The following is a 16,368-nucleotide window of genomic DNA, read 5'->3' as shown; positions in this document are numbered from 1 at the left end:
TTCAACCAATCGAGCACATTCGAGCGAACGTGGCCCAGCGCAAGACGACATATTCTCGAAGTGTTCGAAAATGGCAAGTATTCGCACGGCCGCAAGGTGGCCGAGCTGGAAACCGCGCTGGCCGGTCACACCGGTGCGAAGTTCGTCATCGGGGTCAACAGCGGAACGGACGCGCTGGTCCTGCTGCTGCGGGCGGCGGGCCTGCGGCCGGGCGACGAAGTGGTCGTCCCCGCCTTCTCCTTCGGGGCGTCGGCCACGTCGGTCGTGCTCGCGGGCGGCCGCCCGGTCTTCGCCGACATCGAGCCGGACGGGTACGGCATCGACCCCGCCGCGGTGGCGGACGCCGCGGGGGAGCGCACCCGCTTCGTCATGCCGACGCATCTGTTCTCGCGACTCGCGGACATCGACGGCGTCCTCGGCGTGGCCCGGCGGCTCGGGCTCACCGTGGTGGAGGACAGCGCGGAGGCCATCGGCATGCGCCTTCGCGGCAAGCACGCCGGGCTTTTCGGCGCGGGCGGGGTGCTGTCGTTCTTCCCGACCAAGACGCTGGGCGCGCTCGGCGACGCGGGCGCGGTCCTCACCGACGACCGGCGGATCGCCGAGACCGTCGACGCGCTGCGCCACCACGGCCGGTTCGGCGGCACGATCGCCGATTTCCCCGCCATCTCGACGGCGACCGGCCTGCCCGGCGTGAACAGCAAGATGGACGACATCCAGGCCGCCATCCTCCTCGCGAAGCTCACCAGGCTGGACCTCGACATCGCTCGCCGCGCGGAGCTGGCCGCCCGGTACACCGCGGCGCTCGCGGACGTGGAAGGTGTGCGCAAGCTGCCGTCGGCGCGGCCGGACAGCGTCTTCTACGTCTACGTGGTGGAGGTCGACGCGCGCGACGACCTGGCGGCGCATCTGTCGGCGGAGGGTGTGGAGACCGAGATCTACTACCCGGCGCCGCTGCCTCAACAACCGTGCTTCGCCGGGCTCGGCCATCGGAAGGGCGAGTTCCCGAACGCCGAGAACGCCTGCCGTCACACCCTCGCCCTCCCGCTGTATCCGGACATGCCCACCGCGGATTGCGACCGTGTCTGCGACTCGATCCGCGCGTTCTACCGCGGGCGGCGTGGATGACGCTGCCGTTCTTCCCGCCCGATCTCTTCGACGAAGACCGTGCCGAACTGCTGGACATCGTCCGCCGCGTCGGCCTCGCACCGGAACAGAAGTTCATCCTCGGCGACCAGACGGCCCGCTTCGAGGCGGCGATCCGTGACTCCGTCGGCGCGGCGGACGCGATCGCTTGCGGCAGTGGGACTTCGGCGCTGACGCTGGTGCTGCGCGCGATGGACGTCGGCGCGGGGGACGAGGTGATCGTGCCCGCGTTCGGCTGCGCGCCGCTCGCCGCCGCGCCCGCCTTGCTCGGCGCGACGCCGGTGTTCGCCGACATCGACCCGTGGTCCATGGTGGTCGATCCCGAAGCGGTCGCGAGCCTGGTCACTTCGCGGACCAAGGTGATCATGCCGGCGCATATGTTCTCGGTCATGGCGGACATGCCCGCGCTGCGCCGGATCGCGACGGCGGCGGGTGTGCGGCTGCTGGAGGATTCCGCCGTCGCGCAAGGAGGAAGCCTCGCGGGCACGCCTGCCGGGAGATGGGGTGACGCGGGCGTGTACTCGTTCGTCCAGGTGAAGACGTTCGGGATGCCGGGCGAGGGCGGCATGGTCGTGACCGACGATCCGGAACTCGCCACGGCCGTGCGGATGCTGCGCAATCACGGCCAGGACGGCAAGAACCGGTTCCTTTACCACCGCGTCGGCTACAACAGCCGGTTCGACGAGATCATGGCCGCGTTCCAGCTGTACCGGTTCCCCGGCCTCGCCGGGAGGCTCGCGCGCCGGGCCCGGATCGGGGAGTACTACACCGAGCGCTTCGCAGACCTGGCGGGTTGCGGGGTGCTGGCGCCGCCCCCGGTGAAGGACGGACGGTGCTACTACGTCTATTCGCTGCTCGTCGAGCGCCGGGACGAACTCCGTGCCCACCTGGCGGCGCGGGGGATCGGCTCGCACGTCTACTACCCGGCCCCGCTGCCGCGGCAGCCCGCGTTCGCGCGGTACACCCGGCCGTCGGACACCTGGCCCGCGGCGGAGCTGGCCGCGCGGCGCACGCTCGCCATACCCATCTACCCCCATCTGACGGACGAGCAGGTGGAACGCATCGCCGACGCGGTGTGCGAGTTCGCGAAGGAGCCGTGATGCAGCAGATCACCAGCACGCCCGCGCCGAGCGAGGTCGCCGAGGAATGGCACAGGCGGGCGGAGCGCGCCGGGCTGTCCCGCGTCATGCGCGCCTCGCAGCCCGCCGAACTCGCGGCCGAGACGACCACTCGCACCATCCGGCTCGTCACCGGTCTCCTGCGTTCACTGGGCGACGTCGGTGCCGCGCTGGAGATCGGCTGCGGGATGGGCAGGCTCACCCCGGCGGTCGCGGCGCACGCCCGTACGGTGACGGCGATCGACATGACCCCGCGCATGCTCGCGCTGGCGAGGGAGAACTGCGCGCATCTGTCCACTGTGGACTTCGTGCGCACGACGATCCAGCGGCTGCCGTGGCGGGACAGGCGGTTCGACGTCGCCGTCTGCGTGTGGGTGCTGATGCACGTACTGGACGACGACGAGATCGCCGAAGCGTGCCGGGCGATCGCCGCGGCGGCCCGCCATCTCGTGCTCGTGGAATACGAGGAGGCGGACATCCCCGTCGGCAGGTTCTCGCGGTTGCGGACCGTCGAGGAGTACCTGGCCTTGCTCCCGGGCGCCCGGCTGCTCGAACGGCACGACCTGCATTACGGCGGTGACCGGTCCTTCGCCGCGCTGATCGCGTTGGACGGGCGATGACCGCGACACTGGCCGCGACACGCGGCAAGGCGTATTTCCGGCTCGCGAAACTCGACATCGTCGACTACTACCTCGGCGTGGTCGTGGTGTGGACGCTGCTCGCGCCGGCGTCGAGGTTCGACAGCGGTGTCCTGGCCTCGGTCGGGGTGTTCCTGCTCGGCGAGGTGTTCGTGATCGCGGCGATGGTCGCCCTCGACGACCTCACGGGATACCGGGACGGCAGCGACATCACGAACTATTCGCCGGACGACCCGAAGCGCAAGCGGTATCGCAAACCGCTGGTGGCGGGCACCCTCGACGAGGGCCAGGTGCTGCGGTTCGCCTGGGTGACGGGCGTCGTCGGCGCCGCGCTGTGGCTGACGGCCATCGCGATCGCGCCGCACCGTCCTTTATGGACAGTAGTGCTGATTGTGGTCACCTACTTCTTCTCGCTGCAATATTCCTGGGGCGTGAAGCTCAGCTACCACGGCTTCCAGGAGTTCTTCATCGCGGCGCTCGGCTGGGCGCTGGTGCTGGCGCCATACGGCCTCGCGGCGGGCGAGTTCACCGGTTTCGCGCTCGCGCAGGCGTTGCTCTTCGGGCTGGGACCGCTGCTGTTCGGCGTGTACTCCAACACCAACGACGTCGACGGCGACCGGCGGGTCGGCAGGCCGACGGTCGCGGCGCTGACCACTCCGCGCGGCAACATGTACTTCGTGGTCGCCGTGTCGGCGGCGGAGTTCGCGCTGATCTTCGCCGTGCCCGCACTCGGCGGCCCGTGGTGGTTCCCCCTCGCGTTGCTCCCGACCCTCGTGGCGCGGATCCGGCAGCTCTGGCTCGGGTTCGTTCAGGACGACATCATGCGAGCCAGGAAACTCGGCATCCACATCCACCGGATGACCGTGCTGAGCCTGGTCGTGGTCAACCTGGTCGTGATCACGTGACCGATGTCGAGGTGGCGGTGGTCGGCGCCGGCGTCGCCGGGCTCACCACCGCGTACGAGCTCGGCAAGGCCGGGCGTGAGGTGCGGGTGTTCGAAGCGGCCGACGTGGTCGGCGGCCGGATGACGACGGTGCGCGAGGACGGCTTCCTGATCGACACCTGCGCCGAGCAGATGGCCGAGCGGGGGTATCGCGAGACCTGGCGGCTGCTGGCGGAGCTGGGCATCGACGCCGCCGACGCTCCCCGGATCGGACGCGGCATCGCGATGTGGCGAGGCAGACCCAGGTCCGGCGTCGCGGAGACCAGGGGACTGCTCACCGGAGCGGGGTTGTCGCTGCGGGCCCGGCTGGGCGGGGTGCGGGCGATGCGGGGCGAGTTCGACCCCGAACGGCCGGAGATCTCGCGGCTGGGCGGCCGCACCGTCGCGGACTTCGCCGCGCCGCACCACCCGGATCTGCTGAACTACCTGCTGCAGCCGGTCGTCTCCGGGTTCTTCGGCTGGGATCCGGCGCGTTCGGCGGCCGCGCCCCTGCTCGCCCTGCTCACCTCGGTCGGCCCGCCGCCGACGTGGCGGGCGTACCGCGACGGAATGGACACCTTCGCCCGGGCTCTCGCCGAGAAGGTCGACGTCAGCACGGGTTTCCGCGTCGATCAGGTCGTCGACGACGGTTCCGCGGCACGGATCACCAGCGGTACGCGCGAAATCAGCGCGAAGGCCGTGGTGCTGGCCGTGCCCGCCCCCGTCGCGGCCGAGCTGCATCCGGGACACGGGTCGGCTTTCCTCGCCGCCTGCTCGTTCACGCCGGTGGTGAAAGCGCATCTGCTGCTCGATCGCCCGCTCGGCGGGCCCGACTACGCCGTGATCGTGCCGACCGCGGAGAACGGCACGGTGGCCACGATCATCTTCGACCATCTGAAGCATCCCGGCCGCGCGCCCGCGAGCCGCGGCCTGGTCACGGTCATGGCCCATCCGGACGCGGTGCCGGAGCTGCTGGCCGCCACCGACGAGGACGTGGCGACCCGCTTGACCGACGCGGCCGAGCGCCTCGTTCCGGGCCTGCGTGCGGCGACCCGCCGCGCCCTGATCCGGCGGGTGCGGCACGCGGCGCCCGAGGCGACACCACGAGCGCTCGCCTTGCGTTCCGCCTTCGAGGCGGAGCTCGGCCGGGGCGTCGTCGACTACGCGGGCGACTGGGTGTTCCTGTGCCCGTGCAGCGAAGCCGCCGTCCGCTCGGGCGTCCGGGCCGCGCGGCGCCTGACCGAGCGGATCGCGTGTCCCGTCCAGGAGGAACGAGCCGGATGAAACCGCACGACATGGGAACGTTGTTCGACGAATGCGCGCGCACGCGGACGACGGTGCGCCTCGACCGGCCCTTCGACATCGCGCCCGAGCGCGGAACCGTCCACTCGGTCGCCGGGCTCGCCGAACTGGTGCGGGACGCGGCGGGATGGCTGTCCGAAGCCGGTGTGCGGCCGGGGGACCGGGTCGCCATCGTCAAGCGGAACCACTGGGACTACGACCTGCTGGCGTGCGCCGCGGCACGGCTGGGGGCGGTCGCGGCGAAACTGTCCGGGCATCTGCCGGACGACACGCTGGAAATCCTGCTGAAACGGCTGGACGCCGCGGTCGTGGTCACCGACCGGCCGTCGCTGCGCGGAGACCGGGTCCTGCCCATCGACGGTTTCGCCGCCGCCCCGCCGCCGGAGCCGTACCGGAGGCACCCCGACGAACCGCTGCTGATCTGCCATACGTCGGGGACCACCGGGACACCGAAGCTGGTGGTCCACACGACGCGGACGATCATCGACCGGCTGGCCCGGCCGGAGGCGATCCGCTGGCCCGTCCTCGGCGTCCGGCGTGACGACGTCCTGGGCAACGCTAGCGCCTACGCGCACGGCCGGACGTTCTGCTGGACGGCGTCGGCGCTGTGCCTCGCTCCACGGGAGATCGTGATCCTGAGCGAGCCCGCCTCGGCGGCGCGGGTGTTCGGACGGCATCGGCCGACGGTCATCGAGGCCCTCCCGTCGACCTTCGTGCGCTGGCGGCCACTCGCGCGGTCACCGGAGAATCCGTTCCGCCGGGTGCGGCGGTTCGTCAGCACCTACGACGCCGTGCACCCACCGGTGATCAGGACCATGCTGAACGCCACCCGCCGAAACCGTCCACTGTGGATGGAAGGCTGGGGTCAATCGGAGACCGGCCCCCTCTCGTTCCGGTTCTTCACCAGGAACTCCGTGCGGGCGACGCGGGACATCGGCAGGCCGCTGCCCGGCCTCGCCAGGCTGCGGGTCGTCGACCCGGAGACCATCGAGCCGGTCCCGCGGGGCACGCCGGGGCTTCTCCTGGCACGCACTCGGGCTCGCTGCGTGGCCTACGTGGGCGAACAGGACCGCTGGGCGGCCAAGGCGCACGGAGCGTGGTGGAACACCGGCGATCTCGGCGTGGTGAGCCGGACCGGCGTGGTGACTCTGCTCGATCGGGAGGTCGACAGCGTCCCCGGGCTGAGCTGCCTCTCGGTGGAGGACGCGATCGAGGACCGGCTTCCGGCCATCGCCGAATGCGTCGTGCTTTCCGCGGCGGGGCGGGCGCCGATCCCGGTCGTCGTGACCGACACCGGGCTGGATCCCGCGCGGTGGCGGGCCGCTGTGGCCGATCTGCCGCCGATGGGGGAGCCGGTGACGCTCGCGTGGGACGACGTCCCGCGCACCGGCACCGGGAAGGTGCGGCGGCTGGAACTGCTGGAGCGGCTGACCGGGACGGCCGCCACGAACGGATCGGGAAGGTGGACGTGACGACGGCCTACGTGTTCGACAACCACAGCGGGCACGCGACCGAGCAGCATCGGTGCCTCTCCGAGGCGTACGACCCGGCCACCTTCGAGCGGCTGGAGCGGACCGGCTTGCGAGAGGGCTGGTCCTGCCTCGAAGTCGGCGCGGGCGGCAGCGGCGTGGCGCGGTGGCTCGCCGCGAGGGTGGCGCCGACCGGATCGGTGCTGGCGACCGACATCAAACCCGATCACATCGGGACCGGGCCGGGACTGACCGTCCTCCGGCACGACGTCGTCCACGATCCGTTGCCGGGCGGCGGGTTCGACCTCGTCCACGCCCGCCTGGTCCTGCAGCATCTGCCGGAGCGGGAGGCCGTCCTCCGGAAACTGGCGCGGGCACTGAAACCGGGCGGCTGGATGCAGATCGACGAGTTCGACATCTCCTACGGTCCGGTGCTGCTCGCACCCGATGCCCGCGCGGCGAGTGTCTACGAGAAGTTCCTGGCGGCCAAGGAAAAGACGTTCAAGACCGCGGGCGGGGACGGCACCTGGGGCCGCCGCGTCGCCGCGTCGATGGCCGGCGCGGGCCTGGTCGACGTCGACCCGGTTCCCCTGATCTTCCCGTGGCGGGCGGGCTCGCCCGGTGTGCGGCTGCTGATCCACCACACCCGTCATCTGCGGGACCGGTTGCTCGCCGCGGGGATGACCGACGGCGAACTCGCCGAGGTGCGTGCGGTCATAGCGGATCCGGGGTTCCGGGCCTCGTCGTGCGTGCTGTACTCCGTGCAGGGAAGGCGTCCCGAATGATCACCGAGGTGGACGCCGTGACCGTCGCGGGTCCGGTCGACCTGCCGCTGGCCGGTGAGCTCGACGTGCAGGCGGCCTGCGGGATCATGCACGTCCACGGCCGGCGCTTCGGCAGGCCGACCCCGCTCGGGCTCGACTACGCGTCCATCCTCGCGGCCGAACTCGCCGAACTGGGCGGCGTCGCGCTGGCGCTCGCTCGTGACCGAGGGCTCCCGCTTCGGGGCGTGTCCACTTCGCTGGCGCAGGCTGCTTTGCTGGCGATTTCCCAATATCTGGCGGCGGCGACGGCCGAAGACGACCATACCGAGGACTTCTTCCCCGGTGGTCCGCCTTTCCGCTCGGCCGACGGCGTCGCCTACGAGATCGAGACGCTCGATCCGGCGGTGTGGCAACGGTTCTGGCGGGAACTCGGCGTCGACGGGCGGGTGATCTCCAGTGCCTGGCGGCCCTTCGTGCAGCGCTTCGCGACCGCGACCTGCCCACTGCCGCCTCGGCTGTCGGAAGCGCTCGCGGCACGCCCGATCGCGGCGGCGGAGCGGATCGCGGTCCGCACCGGGATGACGCTCGTGAGGGTGGCGGATCGGAGACTCGACCGGCTGCCCGCGTTCGTGGTGAGCGGGCTGGGCCGCGGGCACCGGCCTGCCAGGCCGTCGATGCCGCTGCCGTTGTCCGGTCTGGTGGTGCTCGAATCCTGCCGCCGGGTACAGGGCCCGCTGGCCGGGCACCTGCTGCGGCTGCTCGGCGCCACGGTGCTGCGGATCGAGCCGCCGGGTGGCGATCCGCTGCGGTGGGTCCCGCCGATCGCCGGCGACGCGTCGGCCAGGTTCCGTGCGCTCAACGACGGCAAGGAGGTCATCGAGATCGACCTGAGCACCCGGGACGGCAGGGGCCATTTGCTCGACCTCGCCGTCGGGGCCGACGTGTTCCTGCACAACTGGGCGCCCGGGAAGGCCGGGCGGTGGTCGTTGAGCGCACTCGATCTGGCGCGTGCCCGGCCGGGGATCCTGTACGCGCACGCGTCGGGATGGGGCACCGAGCTGGGGCCGGAACCGCCGGTGGGCACGGATTTCGTCGTGCAGGCCCACGCGGGCGTCCCGCCGTCGCTGATGACGATCGTCGACGTGTTCGGCGGGGTCGTCTGCGCACACGGCATCGTGACGGCCCTGGCGCGCGGCGCGACGCGGGTCGACTCGTCGCTCCTGTCCGCGGCCAGCAGGCTCAACGCGGGAGCCCGGCGGCGCTGTGACCGTCCGTTGACCGTGCCGGTGTGCGACGACCTCACCGCACTCGCCGCGGATCCCCGCTTTTCCCGCGCGCTGATCCACGACGACTGTGTGCTCGTCGCGTCGCCGTGGGAATTCACGTCATGACCTGGGTTTCCGCGACCGGGGTGGTGCTGCGCGACCTCGTGCCCGCCGGGCTCCGCCGCGAATGGGTCCGATGTGGACACTGCCCGGACAGGGATCTGTACTCGCTCTTCGGCGAGCGGGTGCGCGAGCATCCACTTCGCACGGCGGTGATCGACGACGAAGGCTCGCTCGATTACGCGCGCTTGGACGCTGCGGCACGGGAGCTGGCAGCGCGCCTGGCGGCCGCCGGATGCGGTTCGGCGGAGATCGTCGGGGTGCGGGAACCCACCGGACGGGCCGCGGTGGTCGCGGAACTGGCCGTCCTCGCGCTCGGTGCCGTCGTGCTGCCGTTGCCGCCGGGCTCGGACGACCTCCTCGACCGCGCGCGCGTGCGGTTCGTCGTCGAGAACGGGCGGGTGGCAGGGGAATCGCGCCAAGCGACGCACGTCGTCCGTCCGCATCCGGAGGCACCGGCGCGGATACTGGTGTCGTCCGGTTCGGAGTCGGCGCCGAAGATGGTCGCCTACTCGCACAACGCCTTCGCCGGCGGGCGGGCGAACTACCTCCGTGCCGTCCACGGCGACACGAAGGTTCCCCGCGACCTCGTCCTGGTCTCGCCGACGTCGGGATTCGGCTCGTTCGCGGTGCCGGTGACGCTGTGCCGGCTCGGCGGCACGCTGATCCTGACGCGCCGCTTCGAAGCGGGCGCGGCGCTGCGACTGATCACCGAACACCGCCCGACCCACGTGTTCGCCGTACCCGCGATGTGGCGGCGCATGGCCGACCATCCCGCCACGGTGGACACCGCCGGGCTCGCGGCCATCGTCTCGAGCGGCGACACACTGCCCCCTTCGACGCTGGCCGCGTGCCGTGAGCGGTTCGGCGTCGAGATGGTCGATGTCTACGGCTCGTCCGACGGCGTCAACTGTCATACGACGCAACCGGAGAACGGTGTCGGCGTACCGGATCCCGCGGTATGCGAGATCCGGATCGTCGACGGCGAAATCCACGCGCGCGGCCCGATGACACCGCTGTGCTACGTCGCCGCGCCGGAACTGGACGCCGCGTACCGGCCCAGCGGCGGCTGGGTGCGGACCGGCGACAACGGCCGTTTCGACGAGCGCGGCAGGCTCCACGTCACCGGCCGGAGCAAACGCGTGGTGATCCGCGGCGGATACACGATCAGCCCGGCGGAGGTGGAGCGCACGCTCGGCGAACATCCCGCGATCAGGGAGGTCGCCTGTGTCGCGGTACCGGACGCCGAACTGGGGGAACGGCTCTGCGCCTGCGTGGCGCCCAGGAACGGCCACTCGCCGACGCTGCCCGAGCTGACCGCGTTCCTCACCGCCAACGGCCTCGCCGCGCGGAAGCTGCCGGAGTTGCTGGTCACCCTTCCCGAGCTCCCGCTGGGCCGCACCGGCAAGACGTGCCATCGCACGCTGGCCGATCTCGCGGCTCGCCGCGCTGCTCGTCCTTGAAGGGCTCCTTCACCACCTCGCCGACGCGTGCCTCCCGGCCAAGGCGTGTCGCGAAAGCCACTTTCGGGACATCAGACGTCCCGAAAGTGGCTTTCGCGACACCTCCGCCGGGGGCTCGCGCAAGGGCGGCGGCACCAGGGCATCCGATGCGGCGAAAGTCCCCTTCACAACACCGACAGCGCCCTCGGCCGTGAATGAACCGCCGATGAACCGGCGTCCGCCATCATCGAGACGATTCACCGCCCCCGACGGCGGCATCGGCCCGAGGTGTACGAAACAGGTGGCGAGTTGCGCAGCGATGACGTCCGGACGGCGAGGTCAGCCGATGCGGTAACCGGCCCTCGGCACCGTGGTGATCAGCGGCGGCTTCAGCAGCTTCCGCCGGAGGCTCGTCAGCAGGACGTCGAGGACGTTGGACGTCGGATCGGCCACCTCGTCCCAGCCCGCCCTGATGAGCTGATCGCGGGAAACCGGACGGCCCGCGTTCTCCAGCAGGCAGCGCAGCACGGCGAATTCCGTGCGGGTCAGGCTCAGCAGGACCCCGTCGCGCCGGACCTCGTGCCGTCCGGTGTCCAGTTCGAGGTCCGCGGCCCGCAGCACCGACGGCAGCGGGACCCGGCCGCGGCGGCAGAGGCTGCGCACGCGCGCCACCATTTCCGCGATGGCGAAAGGTTTTTCGAGGTAGTCGTCGCCGCCGCGCCGCAAACCGGCGACGCGCTGATCGGGGTCGCCCAGCGCGGTCAGGAACAGCACGGGGGTCGTCCAGCCGGTGCCGCGTTTCCGCTCGACGTAGTCCAGCGCGTCGCCGCTGGGGAGCATCCGGTCGAACACCACACAGTCGTAGGCGTTGACGAACAGGGCCTCGTCGGCGGGGCGGAGATCGTCCACCGCGTCGACGGCGAACCCGGCGGAACGCAGGGACGAGTGCACAGACGACCGGAGCGCTTCGTCGTCTTCGATGACCAGGATCCGCACACGGCCAAGGTAGCCGAGCCGCCGGGCGGCCGGATCGGGGTGATCGCCCATTCAGCGGAGCGCAGGGCGCTAATCTCCCACGGTGACCCCATGACCTCCCTCTCTGGTGCGAGGATTGGATGCCGATGAACGCGAGGGTGCTGGTCGTCGAGGACGACGAGGACATCCGGATGGCGGTGTCCGCCGAGTTGCGCGCCGCCTCGTTCACCGTGGACGCCGCCGGTTCGCTGGCGGCCGCGGCCGCGGCGCTCGGCGCGACCGGAGCGCACGACTGCGCGGTCTTCGACCGGATGCTGCCCGACGGTGACGCCATCGGTTTCGTCGACGAGCGCAGGCGGCGGGGCTGGGCCGTGCCGGTGCTGTTCCTGACCGCGCTGGATTCGAGCAGCGCCCGGATCGAGGGATTCGAACACGGCGGGGACGATTACCTGGTCAAACCCTTCGTGATGGCGGAGCTGCTGGCTCGGGTGATGAACCTGTGCCGCCGCCGGGACAGCAGGCCGCCGGTGTTGCGCCACGCCGACCTCGAAGTCGATTTCGCGCGCTGCGAGGTCCGCCGGGGCGGCGTGCTGCTCTCCTTGAGCAACCGTGAATTCGCGATCCTCGAATACCTCGCGACCCGTCCCGGGATGGCGGTGTCCCGGGCGGATCTCGTCGAGCACTGCTGGGACCTCGAGAACGAGCCCACGGCCAACGTCGTCGACGCCGTCGTCAAACGGCTGCGCCGCAAACTGGGCGAGCCCGATCCGGTGGAGACGGTGCGCGGAGTCGGGTTCCGGCTCTCGTGACCGGCACTTCGACCGACACCTCGACCGGGCGGCTGCGACGGCTCCGCGGTCTGCTGACGCTGCTGTTCACCGCGATGAACGCGGTCGGCCTGGTGGTGCTGGCGTGGCTGCTGATCGAGGCGGACGCCGATCAGGGCAGGCAGCGGCTCGACAGCGACGTCCGCCAGGTCTCCGCGACGCTGGCCAGGCTGATCGCGGCGGACGGCGGCGCGATCGTCACCGCCTACATCGGCACCGACACGGTGAACGAGCAGTGCCCGCAGTTCGCCGTCCTCCCCGGCACCGCCCCGCGCTTCGAGCCCTACCGCGGCGAACGCGAGTGCGTCCCCGTCGACGACGCGTTGCTGAACCGGCTCGCGACCGAGGCAACCGGCACGAACCTTTCGAAGACCGGCTACGAGAAGACGGCCGCCGGCCGGTCCGTGTACGTCGCCGCCGATCCGATCAAGGACACCTCGCAGCAGATCGTCGGCGCCGTCGTCGTGGTGGCCGACGCCGAGGTCGTCGACGAGCGGCACGACGAGTGGACGCTGCTGGTGATCGGCGGCTGCGTGCTCCTGGTGCTCGGGCTCGGCGCGGCCGGATACTTCATCGCGGGACGCGCCATGCGGCCGGCGACCGCGGCGCTGGAACAGCAGAAGTCGTTGCTGGACGGGGTTTCCCAGCTGCTCGACGGCGTCGTGCACGACCTCAAGACGCCGGTGGCGGGCCTGCGCGCGCTGGCCGAGACGGCGTCGCGGAACCCGGCCGCACAGGCCGAGATGTTGCCGAGGACCATCCGGCTCGCCTCGATGATGGGCGACATCATCGATCTCTGGCCGAGTCGTGCCCGGATGACCGCCGGGGTCGAGAAACCGGCCATGGAGCCGTTGATGCTCGATCAACTGGTCGAGATGGTCGTCGAGGACATGCCCGCCGACGGCGCCCGGATCTCGGTCACCTCCGCGCCGACCCGCGTCGAGGGCGACGCGACGTTGCTGCGGCGCGCGGTCGCGAACCTGATCGGGAACGCGGTGAACCACGGCCGCGCGCCCGGCGAGGAGGCCGACATCCAGGTCACCGTGCTCGACGGCAGGGTGATCATCGCCGACCGCGGTCCCGGCGTCGATCCGGAGGGGGCGGCGGAACTGTTCGAACGTTTCGTCAGCGGCGGCGGATCGACCGGGATCGGCCTCGCCGTCGTCAAGTGGGTCGCCGACATCCATGGCGGCACGCTGCGTCTCTACAACCGCGACGAGGGCGGGGCGATCTTCGAGCTCGCGTTGCCGATGGGACCGGTGGACAAGCCATGACGCCGAACGAACGGGTTACCCTGCCGGATGTGATCCGTGCAGGTAAGGGGACCGCCGGGGCGCGCTGGCGGGCAAGGGCTCCGATCGCGTTGATCGTCGCGGGCTGTGTCGCGGTGGTCGGCATCGCCGTGGGCGGCGCCTCGAAACCGCTGCCCGGGCTGGACGTGGTGCCGACCGGGCACTGGATCTACAACTCCGTGCTCGGCAAGGCGTTCCACATCGACGGCGCGGGCAAACGGGCGGACGCCGAAGTGAGCGTCCCGGGCGCGGACAAGGACAGCCAGGTCGTGCAGGGCCCGACCCAGGGATACGTCGTCGGCCCTTCGAAGAACATCGAGTTCGGCAAGTCGACGTTGTCGGTCGAAGGCAGCCATCCCGCGCCCGCTCCCGAACGTCCGGTGACCCTCGAAGTCCGCGGCGGGCCATACGCCGTCTACCGCGCAGCCGGGACGGTGAGCCGCTTCGGCGAGCACGCCGTCACCGTCAAGGCGGGGGGACCGCTGGGGACCCCGGTCGCGACCCCGGACGGGCGCCTTTGGCTGCACCGGCTCGACACCGGGCTGCTGTGCGAACTGGCTCCCGGTTCGGAGCGGCTGTCCTGCCCCTTCGTGATTCCCCAGGGACACAAGGGTTCCCTCACCGTCGTCGGCGACACCGCGATGTTCGTGGACACCACCGACGACACCGCGCGGACGGTCGCCGTCACCGGCCTCGGGGATCCGGTGAAGCTCGGCGTCGAGGTCCCGGAGACCGCGGTCGCGGCGTCGAACGACGTCGAGGGCAGGGTGGCGATCCTCGATCCGCAGGGGTCGCGGCTGCATCTGGTGGACGCCGCGCCACAGAACAAGACCCCTCCGGTGACCGTCGGCCTTCCGCCGGGTGACTACGCGGGCGTCGCCGCCTCGCGGACCGCCGTCGCGGTGGTCGACCGCACCAGCAAGACACTGCGCACCTACGACCGTGACGGCCGGGAGCGGGACAAGAAACCGATCCCCGGCGAGGGCGGCAGGCCCCCGGTGCGCGGCCAGGACTCCAGGGTCTACGTCGACGGCGTGGACGGTTCCCACGTGCTGGTGGTGGAGCACGACGGTGCGGTGAACGAGGTCCCGGTGACCGGTGCTCCCGATCCCGCCCAGGATCCGAAACCGGTGGCTCCGCCGCCGCCCCAGAACCCTCCGGACACGCGAGGACCTGTCACGCAGCCCCAGCCGCCGCCCGCGCCGGCCGGGAAACCGGACCGGCCGGTCGTGCCGCAGCCGACGAAGAGGCCCCCGCCCGTCGCGGCGAGCCCACCGGGCGCGCCGCGGTCGGTGACGGCCACACCGGGCAATGCCTCCGCGACCGTGCGGTGGAACGCCGCGGCCGCGAACGGCGCCGCCGTGACCGGCTACCGGGTGACCTGGTCCGGCGGTGAGACCATGGTCGGCGGCGGCGCGCGGACGGCGTCGATCACCGGGCTGACGAACGGTGCCTCGTACGTCTTCACCGTGGCCGCGATCAACCGTGCGGGCACGGGGCCCGGTGCCAGTTCCGCACCGGTGACCCCGGCGGTGCCGAAGCCGCCGAGCGCCCCTGGCAACGTCGCCGCGCAACCGCAGGGCAACGGCGGCGCGCTCATCACCTGGACACCCGCGACCGCGAACGGCTCGCCGATCACCGGCTACCGGATCTACTGGTGCCCGGACAGCGAAGGCCCGAATCAACCGCACGACCCGCCGGACTGCGGCGAGGACACCGTGGGGCCGTCGGCTCGGCAGTACGTGGCCGACTTCCTGTTGGTGGGCACCGAACTCCGGTTCTACGTCGAGGCCATGAGCGCCGCGGGCAACGGCCCGGCGGGGGACGATCCGACGACGCCGAAGGGACGGCCGGACATCGAGGTGACCCAGCGGAACGGGATGGTGCGGCTGGTGGCCAGGACGATCACCGAGAGCTCCAACTGGAACGCCACGCTCAAGGTCGTCGTCCGCGGACCCGGGTGGGAAGACGAGTTCACGATCAAGCTCACCGGCCAGCACAACACCGGCACGGATCTCGTCCGCTATCCCGGCGCCACGGGTGATCAGGTCACCGTGACGCTGTATCCCAACTCCTACGACCCGATCACGAAGACGATCACCTGGAAATGACGGGCACGAAACAGGGGGCACGATGAACCAGCCGACCGCGACCGGGGTCTACCAGGCGGTCGCCGAGAACGTGCAGCGCGTGCTGCGCGGCAAGCCGGACGTCGTCCGGCTCGCGATCGCGGCTTTGCTGTCCGAAGGACACCTGCTGATCGAGGACGTCCCTGGCCTGGGGAAGACGACGCTGGCCCGGTGTCTCGCCCGCAGTATCGGCGGGAGCTGGAACCGGATCCAGTTCACGCCCGACCTGCTGCCCGGTGACGTGACCGGGGTGATGGTCTACCACCAGAACAACGAGAAGTTCGAGTTCCACCCCGGCGGGATCTTCGCCAACATCGTCCTCGCGGACGAGATCAACCGCGGCACGCCCAAGACCCAGTCCGCGCTGCTCGAGGTGATGTCGGAGCGGCGGGCGACGGTCGATTCCGTGCCGCACGAGGTACCGCATCCGTTCCTGGTGGTCGCCACGCAGAACCCGATCGAGATGGAGGGCACCTATCGCCTGCCCGAAGCGCAGCTCGACCGGTTCATGATGCGGATCTCCGTCGGCTACCCCGATCACGACTCCGAGGTCCGGGTGCTCATGAGCGACTGCGCGCGGGTCAGCCCGGACGAGCTGGGCCCAGTCGTCGACCTGGAGACCCTGCGCCGTGCCATCGACCAGGTGCGGGACGCCTACCTCGATCCCGCGATCTGTTCGTACGCGGTCCGGCTGGCCGCGGCGACCCGGGATCACGCGGCGGTCCGGTACGGCGCGAGCCCGCGCGGGAGCATCGCCCTCGTCCGTGCGGCGCAAGGGATCGCGGCCACCGACGGCCGCAATTACGTGACGCCTGACGACATCAAGTTCATCGCGAAACCGGTGCTGGCCCACCGTCTGGTGCTCACCGCCGACGCCGAGCTCAACCAGCGGTCCGCGGCCGACGTCGTCGACGAGGCGCTGGCGGCGACGCCGGCGCCCGCTATCAACGCGGTCTGAGCGA

General features: G+C 71.2%; 14 protein-coding genes. 13 read left to right on the top strand and 1 reads right to left on the bottom strand.

Annotated elements, in window-relative coordinates; translation table 11 throughout:
• The first annotated feature begins 60 nt into the window (after window positions 1-60).
• Genes ACZ1DY_RS29020 through ACZ1DY_RS28980 form a run of 9 tightly spaced genes read left to right on the top strand, consistent with a single transcriptional unit; the run spans window position 61 to window position 10,204 of the window.
• Complete coding sequence (locus ACZ1DY_RS29020) at window positions 61-1,125, top strand: DegT/DnrJ/EryC1/StrS family aminotransferase (protein ID WP_257485556.1); 1,065 nt, start codon at window positions 61-63, stop codon at window positions 1,123-1,125.
• Window positions 1,122-2,243: a DegT/DnrJ/EryC1/StrS family aminotransferase gene (locus tag ACZ1DY_RS29015; RefSeq protein WP_465481527.1), complete on the top strand. Its 1,122-nt coding sequence runs from the start codon at window positions 1,122-1,124 to the stop codon at window positions 2,241-2,243. The genes ACZ1DY_RS29020 and ACZ1DY_RS29015 overlap by 4 nt, the downstream gene beginning before the upstream one ends.
• Entirely contained in the window at window positions 2,243-2,881 is a 639-nt protein-coding gene (locus tag ACZ1DY_RS29010) for a class I SAM-dependent methyltransferase (RefSeq protein WP_465481526.1), read from the top strand. Before ACZ1DY_RS29015 ends, ACZ1DY_RS29010 begins: the two co-directional genes overlap by 1 nt.
• A complete protein-coding gene (locus ACZ1DY_RS29005; protein WP_465481525.1) occupies window positions 2,878-3,804 on the top strand; it encodes a UbiA family prenyltransferase in 927 nt (308 codons plus the stop codon). Before ACZ1DY_RS29010 ends, ACZ1DY_RS29005 begins: the two co-directional genes overlap by 4 nt.
• Entirely contained in the window at window positions 3,801-5,105 is a 1,305-nt protein-coding gene (locus tag ACZ1DY_RS29000; RefSeq protein ID WP_465481524.1) for a protoporphyrinogen/coproporphyrinogen oxidase, read from the top strand. Before ACZ1DY_RS29005 ends, ACZ1DY_RS29000 begins: the two co-directional genes overlap by 4 nt.
• The gene (locus ACZ1DY_RS28995) at window positions 5,102-6,595 is read left to right on the top strand and encodes a class I adenylate-forming enzyme family protein (RefSeq protein WP_465481523.1); all 1,494 of its coding nucleotides are present in this window, start codon (window positions 5,102-5,104) and stop codon (window positions 6,593-6,595) included. Before ACZ1DY_RS29000 ends, ACZ1DY_RS28995 begins: the two co-directional genes overlap by 4 nt.
• Entirely contained in the window at window positions 6,586-7,377 is a 792-nt protein-coding gene (locus ACZ1DY_RS28990) for a class I SAM-dependent methyltransferase (protein WP_465481522.1), read from the top strand. The genes ACZ1DY_RS28995 and ACZ1DY_RS28990 overlap by 10 nt, the downstream gene beginning before the upstream one ends.
• Window positions 7,374-8,747: a CoA transferase gene (locus tag ACZ1DY_RS28985; RefSeq protein WP_465481521.1), complete on the top strand. Its 1,374-nt coding sequence runs from the start codon at window positions 7,374-7,376 to the stop codon at window positions 8,745-8,747. The genes ACZ1DY_RS28990 and ACZ1DY_RS28985 overlap by 4 nt, the downstream gene beginning before the upstream one ends.
• Window positions 8,744-10,204, top strand: a complete 1,461-nt coding sequence (locus ACZ1DY_RS28980) for a class I adenylate-forming enzyme family protein (protein WP_465481520.1) — start codon at window positions 8,744-8,746, stop codon at window positions 10,202-10,204. The genes ACZ1DY_RS28985 and ACZ1DY_RS28980 overlap by 4 nt, the downstream gene beginning before the upstream one ends.
• Window positions 10,205-10,522: 318 nt before the next feature.
• Here ACZ1DY_RS28980 and ACZ1DY_RS28975 read toward each other — a convergent pair whose 3' ends face one another.
• Entirely contained in the window at window positions 10,523-11,230 is a 708-nt protein-coding gene (locus tag ACZ1DY_RS28975) for a response regulator transcription factor (RefSeq protein WP_465481519.1), read from the bottom strand.
• Between the two features lie 68 nt (window positions 11,231-11,298).
• Here ACZ1DY_RS28975 and ACZ1DY_RS28970 point away from each other — a divergent pair, with 68 nt between their 5' ends.
• From ACZ1DY_RS28970 to ACZ1DY_RS28955, 4 genes are read left to right on the top strand one after another with little or no spacing between them, the layout of a single operon-like run.
• Window positions 11,299-11,967, top strand: coding sequence for a response regulator transcription factor (locus ACZ1DY_RS28970; RefSeq protein WP_465481518.1), 669 nt, complete (start codon window positions 11,299-11,301; stop codon window positions 11,965-11,967).
• Entirely contained in the window at window positions 11,964-13,259 is a 1,296-nt protein-coding gene (locus tag ACZ1DY_RS28965; RefSeq protein WP_465481517.1) for a sensor histidine kinase, read from the top strand. Before ACZ1DY_RS28970 ends, ACZ1DY_RS28965 begins: the two co-directional genes overlap by 4 nt.
• Before the next feature lie 29 nt (window positions 13,260-13,288).
• On the top strand, window positions 13,289-15,388 hold the full coding sequence (locus tag ACZ1DY_RS28960; RefSeq protein WP_465481516.1) for a fibronectin type III domain-containing protein: 2,100 nt from the start codon (window positions 13,289-13,291) through the stop codon (window positions 15,386-15,388).
• A 22-nt stretch (window positions 15,389-15,410) separates the two neighbouring features.
• Window positions 15,411-16,364 (top strand): AAA family ATPase, encoded by a 954-nt coding sequence (locus ACZ1DY_RS28955; protein WP_257485568.1) that lies wholly within the window; start codon window positions 15,411-15,413, stop codon window positions 16,362-16,364.
• Window positions 16,365-16,368: the final 4 nt, after the last annotated feature.

Source organism: Amycolatopsis sp. PSD-21, assembly GCF_055561455.1.
This window is presented reverse-complemented; position numbering and strand designations above follow the sequence as displayed.